The sequence below is a fragment of the Mesorhizobium sp. M0621 genome (assembly GCF_040320745.1).
GTDB lineage: Bacteria > Pseudomonadota > Alphaproteobacteria > Rhizobiales > Rhizobiaceae > Mesorhizobium.
The window spans coordinates 1-22,278 of the sequence record NZ_JAMYQF010000030.1; the positions used below are offsets into that span (position 1 = coordinate 1).

Below are 22,278 nucleotides of genomic sequence, written 5' to 3' on the forward strand. Positions count from 1 at the left end.
TCGACGCTGTTCATCAACGGCAACGTCACCATGCCGGGTTCGATAATCGCGACGAATTCGCTGATCGACATGACGGATGGTGTCGTCGGCGATGTGTTGACGCTCGGCGGGCTCACCCTCAACGGTGCCAGCATCGGCCTCGACATCAACCAGCAGACACTTCAGTCGGATGAGCTCGTTGCCAACGCGTTTTCGGCAACCGGCGCCAACACCATCATCGTCAATCTGCTCGGCACACCGCAATTCACCCAGCCGACCGATATCCCGCTCATTGTTTCGACCAACGGTCCGGTCAGCGGGACGTTCAGCGTCGCAGGTGTTCCCGGCACACCGGGTTCGCTTTTCACCTACCAGGTCGTAACCGGCCCGAATGGCGGCTTGTTCCTGCGTGCCACGCCGGCCAATTTCGGCATTGCGGCGGCGCCGACCAGTGCCACCAACGCCGGCGCGGTCACGGCGGCAATCGACGCTCTCTACGGCATAAACCGCGACGCGCTCGACGCTGACCTCAACCTCTCGCCCGCATCCGGATCTGGAATGGTGCCGGTTTCGGAGAGCTTCGGGGTCTTTGCCTCCGGCCAGTTCGCCCATACCGAGCATGACGGCTACAACATCAGCGGCGGCGGCTTGAATGGCCCCGGCCCGAGCTTCGATGCCAATGATTTTTCGGCCGCCATCAGCCTGGATTTCAATGCCGCCAAACACTTCCAGTTCGACAATGAGTATGGCCTGAACATCGGCGTTTTCGCCGGCTACGCCTCGACCGACGTCAACCTCGGCGGGTTTCGGGGATTTGATGCCATAGGCGAAGGTACCAACAAGGCCGGCCTGTTCGGCGGCTACGCGCTGTTTCGCAAGGACTACAATTACGCGCTGGTCTCGGCCTCCGGCTTCATCGGTGGAAGCGATGTGACGAACGGCGTGCTCGGCACCACCGGCAGCTATGATACCAAGGGCTATGCGGTGACGGCATCGGTCGGCCATATCTTCAAGCTGGGCGAGCGCACCCGTTTCGATCTGCGTGGCGGCCTGCTTGGCGTTTCGTTCCGTGGCGATCCCTACACCGACAGCGGCGGCAACGAGTTCGGCAAGAGCAAGCTTTCTTTTGGCGCGATCAAGCTCGAGCCCGGCATCTATGGCGATTACACGCTAAGCAACGGCATGGTGATCAGCCCCTATGCGCGGGGCGAATTGCAGCAGCGTTTCGGCTACAAGAACACCACCGAAATCGACACCAGGGAGATCGACTTCGACGATGCCGATTTTTCCGCCGCGCTGTCGACCGGCTTTAACCTGAAGATGTCGGACTCGACCACCGTCAACGGCGAAGTCCGTGGCAAGGCGTCTTCAGACAGTTCCACCATCGGCGCCAAGCTCGGACTGAAGATCGCCTTCTAGCTGGAGCAATTCCAGGAAAAGTGCGAACGATGTTCCGTCCCGAATCTTATGGCGTTTCATTCGGTCCTCCGAGAATCGCTAAAGCTTCAGCAACTTCAGCTTCCTCGCTGAGGACCCGAATGAACGACCTATTGAAACTCACAGAGAAAGCGGCGGTCTTTCATGTGAGTCCATATCCTGCGGCTGTGATGTAGTTTCTGCATTCTGTTGGAGAGAGAAGAGATCGCAGAGGCCTGCCACAGGGTGTCGATGGTTCGCATGGCCTTTGGGCGCAGATGTGCCTTGAGCTTGGACGATGAGTAACCTCATTGCCACTCTCAGGGGTGACGGTAAATTTTATATTTAGGCTTTATTCGTCGATAAGCCGAATTTGGGTAAAGGCCATGATATTGCTTGAAATCGGAGATCCACTCTCTGCCGTCATAGATAGCCATGTGCCCAGCGGGATGTCCATCTATTGGCTGTATAACAACAACGTCGCCAGCTATTGGCATGATTGGATTTGTTTCAAGAAATCCGGCGCTTGTTAGACTCCCTCCATAATCTTTAGCGTAACCAGTTGGGATTAATTTTACTCCACCACTTTCTATTGCCTCTCTTACAGACCTTGCACAATTACCGGTGCTATGCAAAGCACGGCTTTGGGCAGTTGAAATAGCCCTATTTCTATCCCAAGGCATAATCATACTCCCGGGCCGAACGGCATGAGCTAGCGAAGCAATTTACCCCAATACCGGCCCTTTGAAAACCGGAGACATGCAGGGCGATGTTTCCGCCGTCGGGCCATTGATCGCCGAAGTACCTTGCGTGTTTTGTATGCGCCAGCCAACAAAAAGTCTGTGCAACCATCTCCGAGCCATCATCGTCGCACTTCTTCAGCTGTTGCCGCCGAAGTGGAGAATATTACACCCAGACCTTGTTTTTTGGCGGATACGCGTCCGCAGATGTTAGGCTTGACTCGTTCCAAGGGTTCATAAGTGTAGGCATGTGTCTGAACGGCGCCTTTCAAGCTCAGCGGCCGACCCTTCTTGCACGCAAGCGTGAAGATGAAACGGAACATGTGAGGGCCATCAACGCCACGATCGCCGTTCTCGCTGATGGGGCCTTCAGTTCCGGCCAAGCGAAGAGGACCGCGACGATACCCAAGCAACAGCGCGGCTTATGCCCTCATGCGGTGATAGACGCTACGCTCGCTGATATCGAGCAGAGCAATGAAACATTTGTTTTTCCTATCGCAAAACGCTAGCATAAGCAGCAATCAAACCGTGCTGCCATTTCATCAATGCTGAGAATTTCAGGAAGTCTTCTCAATGGCGGCTCAGCCCATGCACCGGCTGAGGTTCGTCCCGATTTTGGCGGTGGCCATATTCGGCATGGTGTCGAAACGCCGAGCCTCGAAACATGGGAACGTGTCTCGCCGCCGACGACCATTGACGGGCTTGTTACACAACTGCAGCGCCAATTTCCCCACATGGCCATTCATGCAACTGGCGGAGTGCGGACAGTCCGCCGCCAGGCTGAATTGATGGCGCAACGGCGGCTTGCGAACCGGACGCAGTTCCTTAGGGTATATCGTCCAGCCCAGCATATCACCGAGATGGATACGTGGGCCACTCAGCATCCTCATGCTACTCAATCGCAAGCTACCGATGCGTTCGAACAGATCATACACAGTGCACGCGGACGTCGGGCCACTGTTAGCAACCACTTGGATGACATCGCCCGTGATATTTCCATCCCGCATGGAAATCATCACCAACAAGGCGAAGTGCAGCGCGCGCTTCGAAACTGGGGTGCGCATGTCATACTGGAGCGAGATGCAACCGGTGGGCCGCATTGGCACTTAGACTACACGCCACCAACCATGCGCAGGCCTTGATCAGGTGCTGCTGGAAGAGCAGCTCAAACTTGGCTGGGGCACCCAACGCTAAATTTGGGCTACGATTTGGCTTACGCCAGTAGTAACCAACCAAATCGGTACATTCGCGATGGCTCAAAGTCAGTTCGAGGAAAAGGCGCGAGAATTTCTCGATGTGCGTGTCGGATAGTTCCCAACAGAATCTGATTACTGATTTCGACCAGGAACCACCGGTCTCCAAGCTGCTGTGGCTTCGATCCACGCCCCGCGGGAGGGCGACCATCGCTCGTGTCGGTGATCGTCGCCTTTGAACCAGTTCGACCCACGCCCCGCGAGGGGCCGTCCGGTAGCTTCGTTTGTCCTTGCTCTTGCATGCAGATGTTCTAATATTCTCGGGCGGGATTTTCGAACATGACTGCAGTCGCAAAATTGATCCTTGTGCTCGGGATTGTTGCCGCGGGTTGCTTCGCTCCTGCTACTGCTCGAGCCGGACAGTTTGAGGACGCGGAAGCGGCTTGGGAGCGTGGCGACTACGCGACTGCCCTCCGGTTATTCCAACCCTTTGCGACCCAAGGGAATGCGCACGCGCAAAATGTTCTCGGGCTCATGTATCTGAACGGGTACGGAGTCGGCCAAGATTTTGGCCAGGCGTTCGAGCTGTTTAAGAAGTCCGCCGAGCAGGGCGCTCAGGATGGACAAATCAATTTAGCGCTTTGCTATCTTGTCGGGCGCGGCACCTCGAAAGACGAAAAGCTCTATATCGTTTGGCTCAGGAAGGCGGCCAACGCCGGCAGTCCCGAAGCAAAGAGTCGGCTGGCGTGGGCTCGCTTCGACGGCATTGGAATGGAGAAAAACGAAGCAGGTGCATTCGCGTTGATAAAAGCCCTTGCAGATCAAGGGATCTCGGACGCACAGAATGATCTGGGTTGGATGTACGAGGAGGGACGGGGAGTGCCGCAGGACTATGCCGCGGCCTTGACATGGTTCAGGAAATCTGCCGAGCAAGAAAATCCGCGCGGGCAACTAAGCCTGGCGCGAGCATATCACAGCGGAGTCGGGACAGACGCTGACGATGTCCGGGCAGTATCATGGTTAGCCAGAGCAGCTGAGCAAGGCTACGACGTCGCCCAGGTCGATCTCGGCACCGCTTACGCGAAGGGGGTGGGCGTGCCACTCGATCAAGTCCAAGCCAGGTATTGGCTAAACAAAGCGGTGGCGCAGGGTAACCCGGATGCCGAGGCCGAACTGGGTTCGCGCTATTTGAATGGCTCGGGGGAGGAGATCGACTACAAAAAAGCGAGCTTCTGGTATCGCAAGGCGGCCGCCAAGGAAAATGCCCTTGCCCAAAATGATCTCGGCTGGATGGCAGAGAACGGGTTCGGGATGCCAAAGGATGACACTGAGGCCGCGCGTTGGTACCGAATGGCGATTGCCAACGGCAATGAAACTGCGAAGCGCAACCTCGATGTTTTGTATCAGCTTGGCCGCGCGCTACATATCGATGAGTCGGAAGCACGCCGATGGTATCGTAGCAGGAACTTCAGGTAGGTGAGTGCCGCGGCGCCCGATCCATTTAAGCCGTTGACGCGACTTTCGCCTTTTCATCACGGCGCTGCCAGACAAGTTGTCAAATCAGCCGTCGGATGGCTGAAGGCATTGCCATCGATCGGCACAACGACTCTGGACGGCCAAAAAGCACGACGGCTGTTCGTCGTGAACATCGTCGCGATCCTTGGATCGTTCGTTACTTTGTTTTTCGTTTTCTTCAATATTTCAAGTGGGATCGAGCTAACGAACCGGTTCGTGGTGCTAACGTTTTTGGCCTCGTTGCTGTTGGCGTTGACGCTATTGGTGTCTCGCTATGCCTACAGCGCCGCAGTGGCCTACCTTCTAGTGCTTGTGTTTGTGTTCACGACTCTTCTGGCGCTTCTCGGGGGGCGCGCGTCGGGTCCACACTACTTCCTGCTTGCGGCAGGTGCGGTTGTCCCGATCTTTGTGGGTAGTCGCCGGCCGTATCTGACCGTTGCCATCGCCGCACTGGCAGCTACGGTGTTTCTTGTGGTCGAATTCACGATGCCATCCCTGGTCTACTCACACCTCGAGTGGCTGCCCCAGATACGGAATCCCTTTGTCGAGTCGCTGGACATTGATCTCGATGACAAGGTCTTCATTCTTTCAATGTTTGCGCTCGAGGCAATACTTGCCGGATCGACTTTCACGGCAACGCGAGTTGCTGAAAACGCGGAAGCCGCTCTAGAACGCGAGCACGCCCGCTCCGAAGCCCTGCTGCAAATGCTGCTTCCGCGTCCGATTGCGGCGCGTCTCAAGGAGACGCCGTCCGGCATCATCGCCGATGACTTCGAAAGCGTGACGATCCTGTTTGCCGATGTCGTGAATTTCACTCCGCGAGCGTCGACAAGACGTCCGGAAGAAGTTGTCAGGTTTCTCGACCGCATCTTTGGTGAGTTCGACGCGCTTGCCGAAAAGCACGGCCTCGAAAAAATCAAGACAATTGGTGATTGCTACATGGTCGCAGGAGGCATGCCAGTTAGCGGTGGCGATCACACCTCGGCGATTGCCGACATGGCTCTCGGAATGATCGAGGTTTCGCAGAAACTTGCGTCCGAGTTTGGGGAAGACGTTTCCGTCCGCATTGGCTTCCATTCCGGGCCGGCAGTAGCGGGCGTCATCGGGCGACGGAAGCCGTTCTATGACGTATGGGGCGACACCATCAACGTCGCGGCCCGTATGGAGTCGTCTGGATTGCCTGGACGGATCCAGATAACGCCGGAGGTCAAGGAAATCCTCGGAAAGCAATACCGCTTTGAGGAGCGAGGTATGGTCGACGTCAAGGGAAAGGGGCCGATGCTGCTGTATTTCCTCAATGGGCGGTCGGACAAGTGATCTTAAGTGCCGCCGTCCACGCTGGAGCCGACTGGACGGGAGTCAACTCCAAATAGATGGTGGGCCTTGCCGGAACCGGTGGAACCGCAATGGAGGCTTGTCTGTGCACTCGGCACTTTGGCACAGCTGCCACAGGAGCGTCGTCCGCGCGTGAACCTGACGGATCCGGGTCAACTTGCGGCGACCCGGCTCTCGGCGTCAAATGTCTGCTCCTCCGCTTTCGAGATGCTCACGAACGGCATCCAGATCGCTGCCGGCGGGCGCGAAGACGCGCCGGCCGGCAGGCAGAACGATCGCCGTCATTCCATCCGGCGGCTGCACGAGGTCACGCAGCAGAAGTGCCGCTTGCGTGCTCTCAGTTAGGTCGACAGGTGCAAGCTTCGCGCGCTTCTTCTGCGCCACGCCGAACTGCACGCGCCAGCGGAACAGCATGCCCGTGACGATCCCGTGCTTGCGCGCGACCTGCGAGACGCTGACACCAGGCTGGTCGCTCTCCAGCGCGATGGCATGCTTTTCTGCGTCGCTGAAGAAGCGCCGGGCAGGCTGCCGGCGGGTTCCCGGATCCGTCAAGCTCGATTCCGCCGCCGTTCCTCTAGCACTAGTGCCAACGACCGGACGGGCGGAGGGATGAAGATGCGCCCGCCAGTCGATTTCGACCTCACCCTCGTCCAGTCGGTCACACCATTTGCGCAGGCTCGTCGGCGAAAGGTGTAGCGCGGCGGCGTATTCGCGGATGCCCATGCCGCTCCAGTTCATCGCCTCGACATGCATCGGCCAGAACGCCTGGACAGCACGGTTGCGCACATCCGTGCTCACCGCAAAGCGCAGCCGGGCGCGCATGTTCTGCCGCTTCGCTCGCGCTTCCAAGCGCTTCTGACGGCGCAATTCCGCCTGATATTCCGCCTGCTTACGCGCCGCGTCGTTGCCGGCGAAGTCGGCGATCCGGCCGGGGGCCAGGCCCACGCCGCTGCGCGCGCATGGCAGGCCCGCAAGCTTCTGGGTGCACATCGATGAGCGGCGTGGCGACAAATGAAACGCATGGCGTCAGTGGTGTGATGGACGCCATCTGAGCTAAGGAGATCGGCCTCGGCGGATGAGGACCGATGCAGACCAGGAACGACGGAACGCACGTTATCCTGCCTGCGGCCGCGCCGATCGACAGACGGCCGGACCGCGCTCGATTGCCTGTGACGATGCTCCGTCAGACCGATGGAAAAGTGCGCCACGACGGTTCGAGCGCTGCACTCATGCAGCCGAAACACCCCGTCGCAGAGCGCGGAAGATTGCACGGCGCATTGGAACCCAACGTTCAAAAGCGGAATCGTAACGCAGAGAATAGACTCGTATATTATCGCAGCCGGAAGGAGTAACGACGATTGGCACGAAGTATCGCCGAACACAACCGATTAAGATGGCAGGATAAAAGGGCGCACTTTGCGCGCCGGCTGGACGGTTGTTTTTCAATGGGTTAGGAGATGATTTCGCAATGTGCGCATGTTTACTGCACATTGCTAGAATCGCGATTTCTCAGCAATTTCCGTAACTTAGTGCAATGTGCGGGAGCTGTCCCGCACTTTGATGAGGGATGGGGCCGGGAAGGGGGCGTGGTCAGAGACGGCGCTGAGACAGCCTCTCGTCGGCAGTAACGAGGTGGTGGATATTAAACGTCGGAACCACCTCGACCTGGCCCGCGGTAGCTCGCCATGGGCGACCGATCCGGCTGCCGGGAGAGAGGCTTCACTAAGGCCCGATAGTCGACGTCGCCAGCGTCGGCCGTAGGATGGCGGCCGAGCGCTGGCTTGTCGGCTGGCGCAATCCTCCGCACTGCGGATGCATAGGCTTCACGGTCCCGATGGAAAGCCGCAGGTAGCGACACGTCCGCCACCAAATCCAAGCGACCCACCGGAGGGGTTCGTCTGGCCCGGCATCCGCCGGCGCTGCTAGCCGAGCAGCCATGCTGGCCCGCGCTGCCAAGCGGCGCTGCATGCTGACACGAATGTGCGAACCGTCGTGTTACGGTCTAATCGGTTTACGTCGCTGGCCTGGTCCATCAAAGCAAATGGGAAAGGTCGCCACGTCTAGATCAACCGCCGCGCCTTGCTCCTCTACTCTGGCAGCGCAGTCGTAGCCTCGACAGCTGTGGCAACGGCGCTCGGTACTTTGCCGCCAGGTCGAGGCAGAGGGCCATCCGATGTTTGCGAGCGCAGATTGAGGCGCACAAGCTAGCTTATGCTGCGTTCGGCAAGCCGTGCATGATATGATGGCAGCAGCGAATCCGACCGAGCCAGCGGGGAGGAGGAAGGGCGCTGCTCGCCGTCTGCGGCTACCCTGCCGTGGGGGAGGCGGATCGCCTAGCCAAGGCTCGGTATCATTTAGAGATCGAGGCGCGCGGTGAGTTCGACTTGGGAGTGTATATGCAGGCTGTACTCCGTTCTACGATGTGGAGGGGATCGGGCGACCGAGGCGCGGTCGGTCCACTGAATGGCTGGTATGCGCCTCAAGTCGGCCGTTCAAAGCTCCTTTGCCGTTGCCCGAAAGCCGACGTCAGCCATGGGAGCTAAGGTCGACGTGGCATCTCCTTTCGATCAAATAGTTCTCTTTTTGGCCAATGGTGGTCGACGGAGATATATATGATGGGACTTTCCCGGTGTGATCCTGCGGTGCAGGACCGATGGCCGTCCGATTCTTCCTCGATCGAGAAGGCCGCACGACTGGCTCGATGGGCTAATTCTAGAGCTCTCGTACAAGGCGCATGAAGTTGCCGCCCACACGGACGGTTTGTTCCGGCTGACCCGACGAAGCAGGACCTCGATGAGCTCTGCCACTTGTCCTGGAACCGAGCTGATGGTCTTGCCCTCGGGATGTTCCCTCTTCGGCCAGAAATGCGGATTGCTGGCGATGATGTCTTCGATGCTTTCCATCTCGACCGGGAATGCATAGTCGAGACCGATGCCGACAGGCGCGGGCCAGCGAGATCGATGAGATATTCGACGTGGTCAGCCAACCGTTCGGAATCTGTGCGCCGCTCGCCGGCATCCGCTGTTCAGCTAAGAATGAGGCCGGCTAGGAGAAGCGGCAGCGGAGAGAAGCGGCAGCGACTGGTTCCACGGGTGGCGGAACTGGCCCGAATGTCGTGCAAAGGCTACGCCGCCCGCGGTATCCGCGACGTGAACGTCGGCCTGGTGATCGACACGCTGGTGCCGCCGGCGTCGCTGATGATCTCCACCTTGGCCTCGAGCTGCTTGACCAGTGCCTCGACAATGGCGGTTCCGAGGCCCCCGCTTGGCGGCTCGCCGGCGGCCTTGCCGGCTCCATTGTCCGAAACCGTCAGCTTCCAGTCGCTGCCATCGGTCTCGTAGGTGACCTGGATCAACGCCTTGGCCTTCTCCAAAGGGAAGGCATATTTGATCGCGTTGAGGACAAGCTCGGTGACGATCAGGCCGAGGCTCACCGCCTTCTGCGAGTCTATCCTGCCGCCCTGCGCCGACAGTGGCGACAGTGGGCAATGAGGTGTGCGGATGGACGTTGGCAGCGGACAAAATGCCCGCCAGCCCGGGCTCCGACGGTTGAATGCCCTTTCGACGATTTGCCACCACCCGATGTCTCCCTGCCAGCCGCCATGATCGGGTATATTTAGCTGGCGTGCAACGTGCGCGGCTTAACGCGCTGTTAACTGGCCAGCAGGCTGGCACGTTGTCGTCATGCGCCGGTTCGATTCAATTCGCGACAGGTGCCTGGCAAACCGATAGAAAGAAAATCAAGGGGAAACGGCCCCTGGATTGGCCTCGAAGCCTATGTTCCACCCCATTGCGAATATCGAAGACGCGCAGACGCTGGCGCAGGCCATCGTCAATACGATCGTCGAACCCTTCCTCGTGCTCGACGAGAACTTTCGCGTGCTGGCGGCCAGCCGCTCCTTCTATCAGACCTTCAGGGTCGACCCCGAACAGACGCACGGCTCGCTGCTCTACGCGTTGGGCGACGGCCAGTGGGACATTCCAGCGCTTCACCTGCTCTTGGAGACGATCATTCCCGAGAAGACCGCCATGGACGGCTTCGAGGTCGAGCACGATTTCCCCAATATCGGCCAGCGCACGATGCTGCTCAACGCGCGAAAGGTCCTTTACGATCACAGTTCAGCCGCGACCATCCTGCTCGCCTTCAATGACATCACGGCGCGCCGCGCCATCGAGAGGGAAAAGGAAGAGCTTCTCGGCCGCACCGAAGACCTGCTGCGGCAGAAGGAGGTGCTGCTGCGCGAGATGGAGCACCGGGTGGCCAACAGCCTGCAGATCATCGCCAGCATCCTGTTGCTGAAAGCCCGCTCCGTCGCCTCGGAGGAAACTCGCCAGCATCTGAAAGATGCCCATCAGCGGGTGCTGTCGGTCGCCGAAGTGCAGCGCCACCTCCACACCTCCACCGGCATCGAGGAGATCGACGTCGTCTCGTATCTGTCGAAGCTGTGCAGCAGCCTGGCCTCGTCGATGGTCGGTGAAGACCAGCCGATCAAGGTCAACGTCACGTGACGATGGTGGCGGCGCTGTATTTCGGGCGCGAAGTGTTCCTGCCGATCGCCATTGCGCTGCTTTTGACGTTCGCGCTTGCGCCCATGGTATCGGCTCTGAAGCGGGTCGGCATTCCCCGCCTTCCCGCTGTCATCGTCAGTGTGCTCGGTGCCTTCGCGGCACTCGCTCTGTTCTCCTTTATTGCTGCATCGCAGGTTAGTGAGCTGGCGCAGAACCTCCCGGCCTACCAGACAAACATCCTGACCAAGGTCCGCTCGCTCAAGGAAACCGGAGCAGGAGGAGGGATCATTGCCAGGTTGAGCCAGGTGATTGAGCGAGTCGGCCAGGAGATCGACCTCCAGGAACCGTCGCCGCCTGCCGCCGACACGCCGAGGCGACAGCCCGTGCCTGTCGAGATCATCGCGCGAGAACGGCCGCTCGAGTTCCTGCAGAACTTCATCGGCCCGTTGATCAGCCCGCTGGCCTCGGCAGGTCTGATCATCGTTGTCGTCATCTTCATGCTGCTGGAGCGCGAGGATCTGCGCGATCGTTTCATCCGCCTCGTCGGCTATGGCGATCTGCACCGCACGACCCAGGCGCTGCAGGATGCCGGCAAACGCATCGGCCGATATCTGCTCATGCAATTGGTCGTGAACATCGTCTATGCCGTACCGATTACGTTCGGGCTTTGGGTTCTGGGCATACCCAATGCGGTGCTGTGGGGGTTGCTGGCGCTGGCACTGCGCTTCGTTCCCTATATTGGTCCGGTCATCGGCGCGCTCTTGCCTCTGTTCCTGGCGCTGGCGGTGGCGCCTGGCTGGTCGCTGGTGCTGTGGACCGCCGCCTTGTTCGTGGCGATGGAGATGATCACCGGCAACGTCGTCGAACCCTGGCTTTACGGCTCGCGGACTGGGCTCTCGCCACTGGCCATCATTGTCGCGGCGATCTTCTGGACCTGGCTGTGGGGCCCGCTCGGCCTGGTCCTGTCGACGCCGCTGACGGTCTGCCTCGTGGTGCTCGGCAGACACGTGCCGCAGTTCGAGTTCCTCGATGTGCTGTTCGGCAACGAGCCGGTGCTCGAACCCCATGCCCGGCTCTACCAGCGGCTGCTGGCCGGCGATCCCGAGGAAGCCACCGACCACGCCGAGGAGATCCTGGAGGAGAAGTATCTGGTCGAGTTCTACGACAAGGTCGCCATTCCGGCGCTTCTGCTCGGCGAGCAGGACCGAATCCGCGGCGTGATGGGCGAGCAGCAAATGCGCCAGGTGGCGGCCAGTGCGCAGACGCTGGTGGCAAACCTCGACGACAGCGCAAAGGAGGAAGCTGACGAGGACGATGACCCGGCCGTGGCCGGGGACGCTAGCGCCGATGCGGGAAAAAGCAGGGAGGCGGCAAAAGAGGCGGAAGGAGAGGGCGAGAACGAGCCCGAACTGCCTGATGGTGCCGAAATGTCGGTGCTTTGCGCCGGCGGGCGCGGCGAACTCGACGATGCCGCCGCCGCCATGCTGGCTCAGGTGCTCGAGGTCCAGGGGGCGACGGTTTCGAAGACGAGCTTTGCCGATAATATGGAACCGGCGAGCATTCGCCTCCTTGAGCTCGACGCTGTCGACACCGTCGTGGTCGGATTCCTCAACCGCGATTCCGTAAAGCACGCCCGTTTCCTGGTTCGTCGGCTAAAGCGCGCCAAGCCGGCTCTACGGGTAGGCATCGTGTTCTGGTCCGAGCCCGGCAGCGACGAAAAGGACACAGCAGCCAGGATGGCCAATGACATCAATGCCGATTTCGTGGCGCATAGCATGGTCGATGCAGTGCGTGGCGCGCTGTCCAGCGAGCCGCCCGTCGCGCTCAAGCTCGCAGCCAAGCGTCGCCTGCGCCGGCGGCCGTCGGTCGCGAAGAAAGCGCCGCTTGCGGTTGCAAGCTGAGGCCGCCGGCGCCCTCACGTCCAGAAATGCATCGATCATCATAAGGCGCTACGGCGGCGATGTTGAGATGGCAGAGTTGTCTTGGGGCCTTCAGCCCAGCGAAGTTGGAGGCAGGCCGCTCACCGGCGGCCGTTGCCTGCCGGCACGTGCGTGGTTTCGCAGCCGCGCGAAACATATGCACAGGCGATGCTCGCATTTTGAACGCTATCGAAGTCGAAATGGAGTATTGCGAATACACGCCCAAGAATGCAGAGGAACGCGTGACGAGGCGGCCGAAGCGCCTGGCGTTGCAGTCTTGAAGGGATAGGTGATACCCCTCTGACCCATGAACGGCGAGTACCCTATCGCTCGACTCGATCAGTTCAATCGCCCGTGGTTCATCATACCGATGCGAGGTGATATGCAGTGCTCGATTGCCCTCGTCTTTAGTCCTCGGAAGGCATGGGAATTGTGGTCGGTCCGCGCGATCGATTCTGCGAGGTCGGCGGTAAGGAATTCGATGCCGCCGCCGTGCGGTGCCACAATGGCGACCAAACCGCCTGCGCCTTGCGGTCTTAGGATGCGATCGCCCGCAAAAAAATATCAGCCGCTATCGTGCAGTGGGAAACACGGGTAGGCAGTCATGGCGTTCAAGCTCTCCGTTCATCCCGTGCAATACGGCGACACCGACGTGTCACTTGCCGGAGCTTGCATTCTTTCGGGACGAGAGCGCAGCCATTCCGACTAATCTTGATCATTGGACGTGCCTAGTAGCGCAGTCTCAGCCTTGAATCGACCGGTGACTTGGCCCGATGCCCTCATCGCTGAAATTACTTCGCTTGCCACATGGGCCGATGATGTTTGCCAGCGGCAGAATGCGGCTAGGTCGATCTAGCCGCGATGCCGGGCGGCGATGCGATATTTGAGGCTCCACGCCGCCCGGCATCGGTCACATTCAGTCCTATGACGGTTGATTTCTCATGCGCGCCTGTTGAACGTTCCGCATCGAATGCCTCTTTCCCCTTTCTGGCCCACAGTTCCCGCGCCCGTCCACCGTCCTCGCTGTTGAGCTTTTCGGCCATCCAAATCATGGCGCCGTAGATGGTGGCGCGGTCGTCGCCGGTTTGGTCCACGATCCGGGCCTTGACGACGAGACCGTCAAGTTCGATGAGCTGCCGTGTACGCTTGCGACGCTCGACCTGCCAGGTGCGCATATCATGCCGAGCCAGAGCTGCTTGCCGGCGATTGTGTGCTGCCCGGTTGTGCCGAAGCGCTGCGAGGGTTGCGCTCAGATGCCGGAGCAGTTCGCCGTGAGCCGCTCGCGAAAAACATCACTCCACGCTTGGCCCATGCCTCACGCTTTGCGATGTCTTTCGTCTCAGTGATTGCGACCAGTGCCCCGGCCAGTTCGTCAGTGCTGCGCTGATCGGCGCCTGGGCGGCAACGCGGCCGACCGCGAAGGTGATCAGTGCCATTCCCGGCCTCGCCAAGCGCATGTGGCGGGAGCGGCACATGGTGCAGCCGAACAACCCGCCCCACGTCGTACCGATGCGGAGGCGCGCATGAGCGCCTATCGCTCAACGTCGGTATGGATCGAGCAGGCCTTGGCTTGCCTCGCCGAAGCCGTCGAGCGGATGCCAGACGATCGTTTCCTGGCCGAGCACCTAGCCGCGCACAATGAGCCGCGCTCGCCATCCGTCGATATGGTCGCCACGGTTTTGGAACGTGAATGGTGGCGCCGATTTCCGGAAGGCCGGGACGAATGAGGGTCGTCCTACATATTGCTGCAACGCGGCGCCGGCGGTCTCGGCTTGTGCGGTGTCGTCTGGCGCGTCGGCCAGTCTGCGCCGGAGCGACTTGCCAAAGAGTTGGCGATTGGCTTGATTGGAATGGTTGGCGTGGCAGCCTGCCGCTTCACCAAAGCTGCAGACATCTTGGCCACAAGGTCTCTAACTTCCATAGGCGTCTCCTCCCGAGAAACGCCCGCCCGCAATTTATCGATAGCACAGTCGCCAGCCCGCCAGCGTTAAAGTTTGACATGGCGGCAGATGACCGGGGGGCGAGGTCCACAATCCATGCAGCGTCACCGGTGGGCACCGCGGTGATTTCCGGCGGACCGGAGGAATGAGACGCCGGCCAGCTTCAACCTACGCGAAGTCATTCATTGCTGTTGGGGGGATCCATCAAGCGGTCCGTGGCCTCGACCAGAAACCGCATCCTTCTGCGGAGCGCAATATTCGCGGCCAGCATTTCTTCTGTTCGTTTAAGCGCGATCTCAGTCCGGTTGATGCGCTGCTTTGCGCTGGCTACTTCCGACGTCAAAATATCGGCAGTCGTCGCGTGGCGGTGGTGCTCGATGCTGTTATCCATGATTTGGTAACTCATTGCGGACCGGTTCGTTCCGTGAGGAGGGGGTACGGGTCTACCGCTCCGTCACGACCTGGCCATAGACCGAAGTTGACTTGGTGCTCACATGCCGAGCGTTTGCGTGCTTCCGACAGGTCGAGCAGCCTCAGCGAACAACTCCGCCGCTGCCTGGACCTTGCCGGCTGCGTCGTCGACCTTGTCGAAGCGCATCAACATTCGATCATGAAGCATCGTCAATCGCGCGGCATGGTAGAGCCCGCTACTTTTCCGACCGTCCGAGTCCAAAGGCTGAAACAGCATCGTCATGGCGAAACCTCTCCCTCCGACGCCCGGCACTCGCAACCGCAAGGCCGGGCCGTAGGCCTGCGATCAGTAGTCGCTGTTGTCGTTCTGGATGACCACGTGACGGTGACGATGGAGAGGACGATCGACCGAGCCGGTGATCATCACGGAGCGATGATGCCTCCGGCCCTGATCATAGAACGCCACCTGACCATGATGGCGGCGATGGAGACGATGTCCGTCCCGATTGTAGATGACAGCGTTGTCATCGTTCCAGTGGTGACGGTGATGTCGGTGGGTCTGGATGACGACGTCCTGTGCGGATGCGACCGCAGGTGCTGCCAGGGAAAGCGCCAAGGCGCCAAGAATGATTGCGGTTTTCATTCCGAATTTCTCCAAGAAACTGAGACGCCCTTCGCTGAATAAACTTTGGGCAACGACTTTCGTTCCGCGGCCGGCGCAGCCGCTAAGTGCCAGAATGGCGGCCAGATAAAGCAGCACTCCCAGTCTGGCCACCCTGGGCATCAGATTGGCGCCGGATTGATCCCGGCAGCCCTAAGCCGCGCACCGAGCTTTGCTCGAGTTCCACATGCAGCCTTGTCACCGCCGATGCATTTGTTATTCGCATCTGACCAGTCGAGCAGAGCCGTGTTGATCCAACTACCGGGTGCGCGCTGGATCCCATAGGGGGTAGGTGTCGCACCGGAAGCAACGGCTGTTGCAGCCGCGGCGCCTTGGCCGTGCGGCGCGCGCTTCCAACCGCTGATGATCAGGCAGTTCTTCATGTATTGGTCTTCAGCAGCCAAGTTGCCCAGGGCATTGCCGATTCCCGCTCCCGCAACAAAGGCTGGTGATCCGATCGCAAGATAGCCTTGGTCTACTGATCCTTTTCGCATCTCACACTGAGCATGTGCAACGTCGAAACTAGGTCCGTATCCAATTTGCATGTAGTCGGCTTGATTGCTTGTTTGGCAGCCAAACAGCGGTACAATGGCAGCGAGTGCCATCAACGTTTTTTTTTCATCCCCCAGCCCTCCCAAGGCCTTTAGATCAGCATCTCCTAAAGTGATTATTTCCGCAAGGGATGGCCGTTGTTGTGGTGAATTACCGTCGGTCAAGGGCCTGAAAGGGATTATTTGAAGCCACAAGAGATATACCCGGTTATCATTTCCTGCATCGGCGACCAAGATCTGACAGACACCGGCTTGCTGGATGGCTTTCGTATAAGCCGCGACTTATGCAATATCCGCCACGTTCTCCCAAGCGAGGCGCGGCATGCCGGCACGGACAGACCCTCTTCCTCGCGATATCCCCTCCGGCATGGTCGTCGATCCTCGCGTGAAAGCGCTGTGCCAGGAATTCGACGTCAGAATTGTCAGCAAATCGGCCTACCGCTTCCGGGAGAGACCCGAGCCGTCCCACGATCCGGCGGATCATCGATCGCCACGGCGTCGAGCATGCTCGCCTCGTCATGTGCATCCTTGCTGAAGGGCAGGGCAACAGCCCCCTGATAGACGAAACCTCCCTGACGGCGATCTCTGACCTGCTGCGCGCCTGTCCCGACCTGGTCGAGCAACACACCACGGCGCTGCTTGAGATGTTCGATCTGATCCCGCTCGGGCCAATGATGGCGCTTGCCCATGAGCTCCGCGGCATCGTTCACCAGGGCCATGCGCTCGCGGGCATGATTTACATGATGGCGCGGCAGCGGCAGGGCGGCGCCCCACACGTCGACAATCGCATCCGAGCGAGCGAGGCCGCAAAGGGTCGATCAACTGGTGCTCGGCTCTCCGAAGATCGCAAGCTGGCGATCGGGCGCCAGTTGCTTGAGTCAAAGGCATCATTGCCGCGTGGTCATTTCGGGCCTTGGCTGGACAAGCAGGAAGGTCTTTCCCGCCATATGGCGCATCAGTGTATGGCACTGGCGAGGGCAAGGCAGGGCGATTGTTGACGCGCTTCGAGCGAACAACACACGCAGTCACTTCTTGCAATCTGGAAGCTTCTTCAAGGCATCGTTCGCTTCCGCTTCGGTCTTATATGTGGCCTTCGTAAGCTCTTTGACGAGGGTTCCGTCTGGCTTCTTTGTCACCACCTCGCACTGCTTCGAAACGGCATCCTTTGCGGCCCAATATTGGGTAGTGTCTGCAAATGCGGAGGCTGGAAATTGAATGAGCAGCGCTATAGTTGTTGCGATTTGGCGTACCATTTTTGTACTCCCTTTGGATCAAATATTAGAACGTGCGGCTTTGGGCTCTGTTCCCTTGAAGCACCCTGCGTTCACGCTCGCCACAGGCGGGCGCCAGGACGTGCGGGCGCTCCGGCGCTGAGGACAGCAGGCTGGCATCGATGTGCGCTGGCGATATGCCCAAGGCCATTTTAGCAAAGTCTGAAACAAAAGCGGGTCGAAACCGTTTGCAAGGTGCCAGACCGCACACCCTCTGGCACCTTCAGACCCTCCCGCCGGCTTCGGCTGGCGGGCTCTTTTGGACGTTCCATGCCGTCGACCTCGATACGCAAGTTTGACTATGACCCGAACACCAGGATTCTCTCAGTCTGGTTTGTCGCGAGCGGGAAGCATTACGAGTTCTTGGACGTACCGCTTGAGAGCTTTACCGCGTTCAAATCTGCCTTCGCCAAAGGCCGCTATTTCAACGAGCGCATCCGCAGATCGCCATGCCTCAAAAGACCCTCGCCGAAACTCTGGCCGACCGCGAAACGGTCTACGTCAATTGCGGACATCCCATATGCTGCAAGTCGACCAGGCTCGACGTCGCGGCGCTTATCGATCGGCTCGGGCCTGGTCACGGCTCGATGCACGACGATCTGGTCGGGGTCTTTGGTTGCTCGCATTGCAAGGCCACCAGCGAGTTTCCTGGTAGCCCTTGTCGAGCAGGTGCATGGTCAGGATTTTCTCGACCATCGACGACACCGACCGCATGTCGTCTTTGGCGAGGCCAAAGGCAGAGGGCTTTTCATATCGGTTGGTCAAGTCTACACCATCGGTCGGGCGAAAACGCTGGTGGGGCGCCATGAAACCGATCGCGATGGCAATTCCGTTACTCTTGCTCGTGGTGCAGGCTCAAGCGCAAGAGCGCAGGGATATCGCCGGCCTGAGTTGCGCCGAAGTTCAGGCACTACTGAAGCAGGACGGCACCACCGTCATTCGCTACCGCTCCATATTCAACCTCAGCCTGACGCGCTACGACCTCTATGTCAGCGGGCAGAAGCAATGCGGTCCTGGCGAGGTGGCTACTGGCGCAGGCGTGCCGACGACCGACACAGATTATTGCCCGGTCCATAAATGCATTGCGAGCAATCTCTTCGTGGCAAGGTAGCCGGCCAGGTCGAGCCAATGATCGCCGAAAGGTGGCCGGGCTTTTCTTTGACAAATTAGCTGCTAAAGCAACAGGCTGAAGGCGCCCAGGCCGGCCACCAGGAGCGAAGCAGCCATGCCGACCATATCCCGTTGCCGATAGCGCCAAACGGCGCTGGCGAGCATCAGGACGGTCACGGCGACAATGTAGAGGGTGACCAAACTCACGGCTTCCTCAGCCTCACGCGACCGGGTTGAACAATATCGAAAGCGGGAGCACTGATCCCAAGGCATCGACGCTCAAAGCGATCCAGTCGGCCCTCGAATCGGCCGGCGTCGAGTTCATCCCCGAGGACGGCGCCGGCGCTGGCGTCGACAAGCCCGCCTGCTTCGCGAGATCGGCTTGGGTCAGTCCAAGCATGGCGCGGGCACCACGGATTTGCTGAGTCCGCTTGATATTTTCTCAATCGGAGTAAACACAATGCCGAACACCCATGTTCCGGCGGCCGGCGAAGCTATGCCCGCTACCAACCTGAACCGCCGCCTCCTATTGGGCGGGCTAACTGCCGCCGCGGCTCTTGCCGCAACGCCGATGGCGCATGCCGGCGTAAACAAGCGCCAGGCCGACCCGCTCGCCGAAGCGATCGCCAAATATCGTGCCGGCATGGTGGCATTCGCCGCGATCCCGAGCGACGACATCACCTTCGAAAACGAGGAAGCGCACGTGATGGCCACCTATGGCCCGGCACACGACCGGCTCTGGAGTAACTGCCCGCCGGCGATCAGTCTTCGCGGTGTGGCGGAGGCGATCCGCTTTACGATCGAGTCGCAGTCGATTTGCTGCTCGAGCTCGGAGAACACGCTAGAGGCCGCGCTGGCCTTCCTCGAGCGGGAGCACGGCCTATGACCGACGAGGGAGACGCCAAGCTGCTGCGCCGTGTGGCCGAGTTCAAAGCCGCGGACGATCGGCGGCGACATGCTACCGCAAGGACTGCGGACATCGAGGCGGCAATCGACCGTCTCGGATCGCGGGTTCGCAAGGCAGAGAAAAAGGAGGCCAAGAAGGCCGCGGCGGCGGTCCGCGCGTTCGATCGCGTCATGAAGACCCGGGCAAGCAGCCTGGAGGGTCTACTCGCGAAGGTGAAGGTACGGCGCCGCTGGAATACTGATGACGAGGCCAGCGAAGTCCAGATCCTCAAGAGCCTCGTCGCCGACATCAGGGCGATAGCAGGCGATGCATCATGAACGCCCACACGCCTGTCCTGAAGCCCTACGGCATGCCTGTAGACGTCGACCCGCGGCAATGGCGCCAGTCGGTCGAGCAGCGTCTCAACGACCTCCTGGACCGCGCCATGAGCCTCATCACCGCGCTCGACCTTATGGAGGTCGATTGCGATCTGGAGGAGACGACCGACGACGAGCCATCACTTGGCCAGTGTGACGACCGCGAGCAAGACGCCTGCGACGACGAGGAAGGCGGCGACGCCGAGCCGGACCACGATCGCGAACAATGGGGCGACGATCTGACTGATCAGTCCGTGCTGGTGCGGCTATGACGGGAAACATCGCCATCTACATGGAGAGAGCCGAGCGCCTCGAGTCCATCGTCCCGACGGTCGATCCCGCGAACGGCGATATGATCGTTGTGTATCGGACGGAAGACGCCAGCGGCGGGCGCTCGTTCCGCATGTCGCCCGAGTTGGGCGCGGAGTTCCGGTCCTATTTTGCCGAGATGATCCGCCAGAAGGCAAACTGATCAACGTGCAAATTGCATCTTGGCCCGCTGCCTCACGGTGGCGGGCTATCTGCTGGATATCGGAGCGGGAGATTGCTGTTACCAATGCCGAGATACTGACCAAGGAACAAGCGACAGTCGAAGGTAGCTTGGAGGCGTTCCCGGTGTCCGTCGTAATTGATGACTTCAAACCCAAATACGCATTGAGTGTCGTTCAAATCGCCCACACCCGAAAGATAGCTCTCAAGGGTATCCAACCGAGCGCGGTCGGCAAAGTGAACTCGCAGCGTCTGTGAACCTTTGGCCGGAATGACACTATCGCCCTCCTCGAGGTCGAGACGCAGGTTGCCGCTGAAAGCTGACTTAATCGCCCCTGCAAACTGGAATTCGCCACTTACCCTGCCGATCGACGCCGGCCGATTTCCCTCATTCTCGGCAAGGAAGCGCATGTACTCCTTCGTCGATGCCATTGGATGTATTGTTACGAAAGACGTTGCGAATCCGAACCAGTCGCGATGAGCGTAGACGGCCACCCCCCCCGCCAACAATGACGCCCAAACCGCCGATAGTCGCAACCATGGCGCCGAAGTATTGCTTGGCGTAGTCGAGTAGCTTCGCCGGCTTCGGCAGCCTTGGCATTCGATCCCCTCCCATGTCGCGTCCATGTCGCACGGACTAGCGGATAGTCGCAGGAAACCCTTGGAAATCAACGGCGCGGTTTGCAACATGACGCGACATGGCATCAGCCGCCGAGGTGCAATCCCGAGCACCTAAGTTGCTGATTTGTTTAAGAGAAATTTGGTAGCGGGAGAGCGCTACCGCCTTTCCCCCACTCGGAGAGCATGCGATATTTTCTAAAGTGTCGGGCGTGATGGGCGTGTCTCGGTGCTGCACAGACCGGCAGGGTATTGGAGAGTCTGGCCCGAAAAGCTATCACGACGCGAACGGCAGCTTTGCGCCGCACATCGGTCATTCGACCGTCGTTCCACAAATACAAAAGCGGTCGTTTGCTGCAGCAACCAACCGCCAAAAAAGATTTGGAACAGAGGGCCTACGATCAGCGCTGAGATCTCACTTATCTAAAACGTGCTCTGCTTGTTCAAGGCTTTCCTGACTACGAGCGTCGGAAGGGCAAGGCCAGTACTGACGGAATCTGCTGATAGTGGGGAAGGTTTGCGTCCGGAGAGACGCCCAGGTCCTGTGGTGCAAGGCCCGGATGGAAAACGAAGGTGCCAAAAATCTGGTCCCAAAGTGTCAGGGTTGCGCCGTAATTCTTGGCCTCATTCACGTCCGCAGAATGGTGGTAACGATGCACTTCCGGACCAACGAAGATGTAATTGGCCCATCCCAGGCGCAGATCAACGTTGAAATGGCTGATGATGCCATGAAAGGCATTGATAACGAGAAAGATCAGAACCGCGTCGGTTGAGTATCCCATGAGCCAGATCGGCAGAATGATCGCAAACGCCTGAACGAACACTGCGTTGAACGGATGCGAAACAGCGTGCATCAGCAGATAAAGCCGTTCCGGCAAGTGATGCGCAGCGTGGATACGCCAGAGCAACCCTCCCAGTGGCCCCCGCAGTTCATGCATGCCTCGGTGGATGTGATAATTCATGAACTCGAAGACGACGAACAGGACTGGCAATTGAATCCAGAACGGCCAATCACGTGCTGGGCCACCGGTTTTGCTGGAAATGGTGATCGTCAGCATCGCAAGTACCGCGGAGACCAATGCCACGGTCGCCCCGGACGATACGATATAGGCAAGGTCCGGCAACAGTGTTCGCCAGGTCATCGACCAGCGTTTCTGCATCGGCAACGTCAACTCGATAACCAGATAGGTCAGCAAGAGTGGCAGGGTGATCAATATCCAGGCGGGGCGCTCGTCCACGCCCATCGCCAGGAACCGGTTCAACGCGTAGATGACCCAGATCCACGAAACCGGGTACAATCCCCAGCGGATGAGCCGCCGAGTTATATTCTCGATACCCATGTTCGATCCTCCTTGAGTT

The 22,278-nt window shown here is 59.5% G+C and carries 23 protein-coding genes and 4 pseudogenes; 13 read left to right on the plus strand and 14 right to left on the minus strand.

Annotated features, from left to right (window positions below):
* A partial coding sequence (locus NKI38_RS20040) for an autotransporter outer membrane beta-barrel domain-containing protein (protein WP_352659918.1) occupies positions 1–1,398 on the plus strand: 1,398 nt, incomplete at its 5' end.
* Positions 1,399–2,716: 1,318 nt separating this feature from the next.
* On the opposite strand, the gene NKI38_RS20045 is transcribed toward NKI38_RS20040, so the two are convergent.
* Positions 2,717–3,199, minus strand: coding sequence for a hypothetical protein (locus NKI38_RS20045; protein WP_352659919.1), 483 nt, complete (start codon positions 3,197–3,199; stop codon positions 2,717–2,719).
* Between the two features lie 468 nt (positions 3,200–3,667).
* Between NKI38_RS20045 and NKI38_RS20050 the strand changes: the two genes are divergently transcribed.
* The gene (locus NKI38_RS20050; protein ID WP_352659920.1) at positions 3,668–4,804 is read left to right on the plus strand and encodes an SEL1-like repeat protein; all 1,137 of its coding nucleotides are present in this window, start codon (positions 3,668–3,670) and stop codon (positions 4,802–4,804) included.
* On the plus strand, positions 4,805–6,160 hold the full coding sequence (locus NKI38_RS20055) for an adenylate/guanylate cyclase domain-containing protein (protein ID WP_352659921.1): 1,356 nt from the start codon (positions 4,805–4,807) through the stop codon (positions 6,158–6,160).
* 198 nt (positions 6,161–6,358) lie between these two features.
* Here the strand turns inward: NKI38_RS20055 and tnpA are convergent, their stop codons facing one another.
* Positions 6,359–7,168, minus strand: a complete 810-nt coding sequence (tnpA, locus tag NKI38_RS20060) for an IS66-like element accessory protein TnpA (RefSeq protein ID WP_352659922.1) — start codon at positions 7,166–7,168, stop codon at positions 6,359–6,361.
* Between the two features lie 2,134 nt (positions 7,169–9,302).
* Positions 9,303–9,650, minus strand: a pseudogene (locus NKI38_RS20065) (ATP-binding protein); the annotation flags it as partial.
* A 304-nt stretch (positions 9,651–9,954) separates the two neighbouring features.
* Between NKI38_RS20065 and NKI38_RS20070 the strand changes: the two are divergent.
* Together NKI38_RS20070 and NKI38_RS20075 are read left to right on the plus strand one after the other, a co-directional pair.
* Positions 9,955–10,683: pseudogene (locus NKI38_RS20070) on the plus strand (sensor histidine kinase); the annotation flags it as partial.
* A 5-nt stretch (positions 10,684–10,688) separates the two neighbouring features.
* Positions 10,689–12,587, plus strand: a complete 1,899-nt coding sequence (locus NKI38_RS20075) for an AI-2E family transporter (RefSeq protein WP_352660002.1) — start codon at positions 10,689–10,691, stop codon at positions 12,585–12,587.
* Here NKI38_RS20075 and NKI38_RS20080 read toward each other — a convergent pair.
* Together NKI38_RS20080 and NKI38_RS20085 are read right to left on the minus strand one after the other, a co-directional pair.
* Positions 12,511–13,109, minus strand: a pseudogene (locus tag NKI38_RS20080) (poly-gamma-glutamate hydrolase family protein). The gene NKI38_RS20075 and the pseudogene NKI38_RS20080 sit on opposite strands and share 77 nt — an antisense overlap.
* Before the next feature lie 338 nt (positions 13,110–13,447).
* A complete protein-coding gene (locus tag NKI38_RS20085) occupies positions 13,448–13,780 on the minus strand; it encodes a conjugal transfer protein TraD (protein WP_352659923.1) in 333 nt (110 codons plus the stop codon).
* Between the two features lie 348 nt (positions 13,781–14,128).
* Between NKI38_RS20085 and NKI38_RS20095 the strand changes: the two genes are divergently transcribed.
* Positions 14,129–14,332: a hypothetical protein gene (locus tag NKI38_RS20095; RefSeq protein ID WP_352659924.1), complete on the plus strand. Its 204-nt coding sequence runs from the start codon at positions 14,129–14,131 to the stop codon at positions 14,330–14,332.
* A 391-nt stretch (positions 14,333–14,723) separates the two neighbouring features.
* On the opposite strand, the gene NKI38_RS20100 is transcribed toward NKI38_RS20095, so the two are convergent.
* The 4 genes from NKI38_RS20100 to NKI38_RS20115 all read right to left on the minus strand — a co-directional run bounded on the left by NKI38_RS20100 (position 14,724) and on the right by NKI38_RS20115 (position 16,402).
* A complete protein-coding gene (locus NKI38_RS20100; protein WP_352659925.1) occupies positions 14,724–14,936 on the minus strand; it encodes a hypothetical protein in 213 nt (70 codons plus the stop codon).
* A 99-nt stretch (positions 14,937–15,035) separates the two neighbouring features.
* Positions 15,036–15,239, minus strand: a complete 204-nt coding sequence (locus NKI38_RS20105; RefSeq protein WP_352659926.1) for a hypothetical protein — start codon at positions 15,237–15,239, stop codon at positions 15,036–15,038.
* A 63-nt stretch (positions 15,240–15,302) separates the two neighbouring features.
* Positions 15,303–15,716 (minus strand): hypothetical protein, encoded by a 414-nt coding sequence (locus NKI38_RS20110; RefSeq protein ID WP_352659927.1) that lies wholly within the window; start codon positions 15,714–15,716, stop codon positions 15,303–15,305.
* A gap of 23 nt (positions 15,717–15,739) precedes the next feature.
* On the minus strand, positions 15,740–16,402 hold the full coding sequence (locus NKI38_RS20115) for a hypothetical protein (RefSeq protein WP_352659928.1): 663 nt from the start codon (positions 16,400–16,402) through the stop codon (positions 15,740–15,742).
* 284 nt (positions 16,403–16,686) lie between these two features.
* Between NKI38_RS20115 and NKI38_RS20120 the strand changes: the two genes are divergently transcribed.
* Entirely contained in the window at positions 16,687–17,166 is a 480-nt protein-coding gene (locus NKI38_RS20120; protein ID WP_352659929.1) for a DUF3102 domain-containing protein, read from the plus strand.
* Positions 17,167–17,193: 27 nt separating this feature from the next.
* On the opposite strand, the gene NKI38_RS20125 is transcribed toward NKI38_RS20120, so the two are convergent.
* Positions 17,194–17,421, minus strand: a complete 228-nt coding sequence (locus NKI38_RS20125) for a hypothetical protein (RefSeq protein ID WP_352659930.1) — start codon at positions 17,419–17,421, stop codon at positions 17,194–17,196.
* 288 nt (positions 17,422–17,709) lie between these two features.
* Here NKI38_RS20125 and NKI38_RS20130 point away from each other — a divergent pair.
* Both NKI38_RS20130 and NKI38_RS20135 read left to right on the plus strand, forming a co-directional pair.
* Positions 17,710–17,871: pseudogene (locus NKI38_RS20130) on the plus strand (KTSC domain-containing protein); the annotation flags it as partial.
* A 241-nt stretch (positions 17,872–18,112) separates the two neighbouring features.
* Positions 18,113–18,550: a hypothetical protein gene (locus NKI38_RS20135; protein ID WP_352660010.1), complete on the plus strand. Its 438-nt coding sequence runs from the start codon at positions 18,113–18,115 to the stop codon at positions 18,548–18,550.
* A 62-nt stretch (positions 18,551–18,612) separates the two neighbouring features.
* Here NKI38_RS20135 and NKI38_RS20140 read toward each other — a convergent pair whose 3' ends face one another.
* Both NKI38_RS20140 and NKI38_RS20145 read right to left on the minus strand, forming a co-directional pair.
* A complete protein-coding gene (locus tag NKI38_RS20140) occupies positions 18,613–18,756 on the minus strand; it encodes a hypothetical protein (protein WP_352659931.1) in 144 nt (47 codons plus the stop codon).
* A gap of 13 nt (positions 18,757–18,769) precedes the next feature.
* Positions 18,770–18,949: a hypothetical protein gene (locus NKI38_RS20145; protein WP_352659932.1), complete on the minus strand. Its 180-nt coding sequence runs from the start codon at positions 18,947–18,949 to the stop codon at positions 18,770–18,772.
* A gap of 60 nt (positions 18,950–19,009) precedes the next feature.
* Here NKI38_RS20145 and NKI38_RS20150 point away from each other — a divergent pair, with 60 nt between their 5' ends.
* Genes NKI38_RS20150 through NKI38_RS20165 form a run of 4 tightly spaced genes read left to right on the plus strand, consistent with a single transcriptional unit; the run spans position 19,010 to position 20,284 of the window.
* Positions 19,010–19,435, plus strand: a complete 426-nt coding sequence (locus tag NKI38_RS20150; RefSeq protein ID WP_352659933.1) for a hypothetical protein — start codon at positions 19,010–19,012, stop codon at positions 19,433–19,435.
* Entirely contained in the window at positions 19,432–19,773 is a 342-nt protein-coding gene (locus NKI38_RS20155; protein WP_352659934.1) for a hypothetical protein, read from the plus strand. Before NKI38_RS20150 ends, NKI38_RS20155 begins: the two co-directional genes overlap by 4 nt.
* The gene (locus tag NKI38_RS20160) at positions 19,770–20,084 is read left to right on the plus strand and encodes a hypothetical protein (protein WP_352659935.1); all 315 of its coding nucleotides are present in this window, start codon (positions 19,770–19,772) and stop codon (positions 20,082–20,084) included. Before NKI38_RS20155 ends, NKI38_RS20160 begins: the two co-directional genes overlap by 4 nt.
* Positions 20,081–20,284 (plus strand): hypothetical protein, encoded by a 204-nt coding sequence (locus NKI38_RS20165; protein ID WP_352659936.1) that lies wholly within the window; start codon positions 20,081–20,083, stop codon positions 20,282–20,284. The genes NKI38_RS20160 and NKI38_RS20165 overlap by 4 nt, the downstream gene beginning before the upstream one ends.
* Before the next feature lie 32 nt (positions 20,285–20,316).
* On the opposite strand, the gene NKI38_RS20170 is transcribed toward NKI38_RS20165, so the two are convergent.
* Positions 20,317–20,712 carry a hypothetical protein gene (locus NKI38_RS20170; protein WP_352659937.1) on the minus strand — a complete coding sequence of 132 codons (396 nt, stop codon included), beginning with the start codon at positions 20,710–20,712 and terminating at the stop codon, positions 20,317–20,319.
* Between the two features lie 665 nt (positions 20,713–21,377).
* The gene (locus NKI38_RS20175; protein WP_352659938.1) at positions 21,378–22,259 is read right to left on the minus strand and encodes a sterol desaturase family protein; all 882 of its coding nucleotides are present in this window, start codon (positions 22,257–22,259) and stop codon (positions 21,378–21,380) included.
* Positions 22,260–22,278 lie beyond the last annotated feature (19 nt).

Coding starts and splice junctions, on each gene's coding strand:
- NKI38_RS20045 (WP_352659919.1), bottom strand. CDS start 3,199: ATGCGCACCCCAGTTTCGAAGCGCGCGCTGCACTTCGCCTTGTTGGTG.
- NKI38_RS20050 (WP_352659920.1), top strand. CDS start 3,668: ATGACTGCAGTCGCAAAATTGATCCTTGTGCTCGGGATTGTTGCCGCG.
- tnpA (WP_352659922.1), bottom strand. CDS start 7,168: ATGTGCACCCAGAAGCTTGCGGGCCTGCCATGCGCGCGCAGCGGCGTG.
- NKI38_RS20075 (WP_352660002.1), top strand. CDS start 10,689: ATGGTGGCGGCGCTGTATTTCGGGCGCGAAGTGTTCCTGCCGATCGCC.
- NKI38_RS20085 (WP_352659923.1), bottom strand. CDS start 13,780: ATGCGCACCTGGCAGGTCGAGCGTCGCAAGCGTACACGGCAGCTCATC.
- NKI38_RS20095 (WP_352659924.1), top strand. CDS start 14,129: ATGAGCGCCTATCGCTCAACGTCGGTATGGATCGAGCAGGCCTTGGCT.
- NKI38_RS20100 (WP_352659925.1), bottom strand. CDS start 14,936: ATGGATAACAGCATCGAGCACCACCGCCACGCGACGACTGCCGATATT.
- NKI38_RS20105 (WP_352659926.1), bottom strand. CDS start 15,239: ATGACGATGCTGTTTCAGCCTTTGGACTCGGACGGTCGGAAAAGTAGC.
- NKI38_RS20120 (WP_352659929.1), top strand. CDS start 16,687: ATGTGCATCCTTGCTGAAGGGCAGGGCAACAGCCCCCTGATAGACGAA.
- NKI38_RS20125 (WP_352659930.1), bottom strand. CDS start 17,421: ATGGTACGCCAAATCGCAACAACTATAGCGCTGCTCATTCAATTTCCA.
- NKI38_RS20135 (WP_352660010.1), top strand. CDS start 18,113: ATGGTCAGGATTTTCTCGACCATCGACGACACCGACCGCATGTCGTCT.
- NKI38_RS20145 (WP_352659932.1), bottom strand. CDS start 18,949: ATGCTTGGACTGACCCAAGCCGATCTCGCGAAGCAGGCGGGCTTGTCG.
- NKI38_RS20150 (WP_352659933.1), top strand. CDS start 19,010: ATGCCGAACACCCATGTTCCGGCGGCCGGCGAAGCTATGCCCGCTACC.
- NKI38_RS20155 (WP_352659934.1), top strand. CDS start 19,432: ATGACCGACGAGGGAGACGCCAAGCTGCTGCGCCGTGTGGCCGAGTTC.
- NKI38_RS20160 (WP_352659935.1), top strand. CDS start 19,770: ATGAACGCCCACACGCCTGTCCTGAAGCCCTACGGCATGCCTGTAGAC.
- NKI38_RS20165 (WP_352659936.1), top strand. CDS start 20,081: ATGACGGGAAACATCGCCATCTACATGGAGAGAGCCGAGCGCCTCGAG.
- NKI38_RS20170 (WP_352659937.1), bottom strand. CDS start 20,712: ATGCGCTTCCTTGCCGAGAATGAGGGAAATCGGCCGGCGTCGATCGGC.
- NKI38_RS20175 (WP_352659938.1), bottom strand. CDS start 22,259: ATGGGTATCGAGAATATAACTCGGCGGCTCATCCGCTGGGGATTGTAC.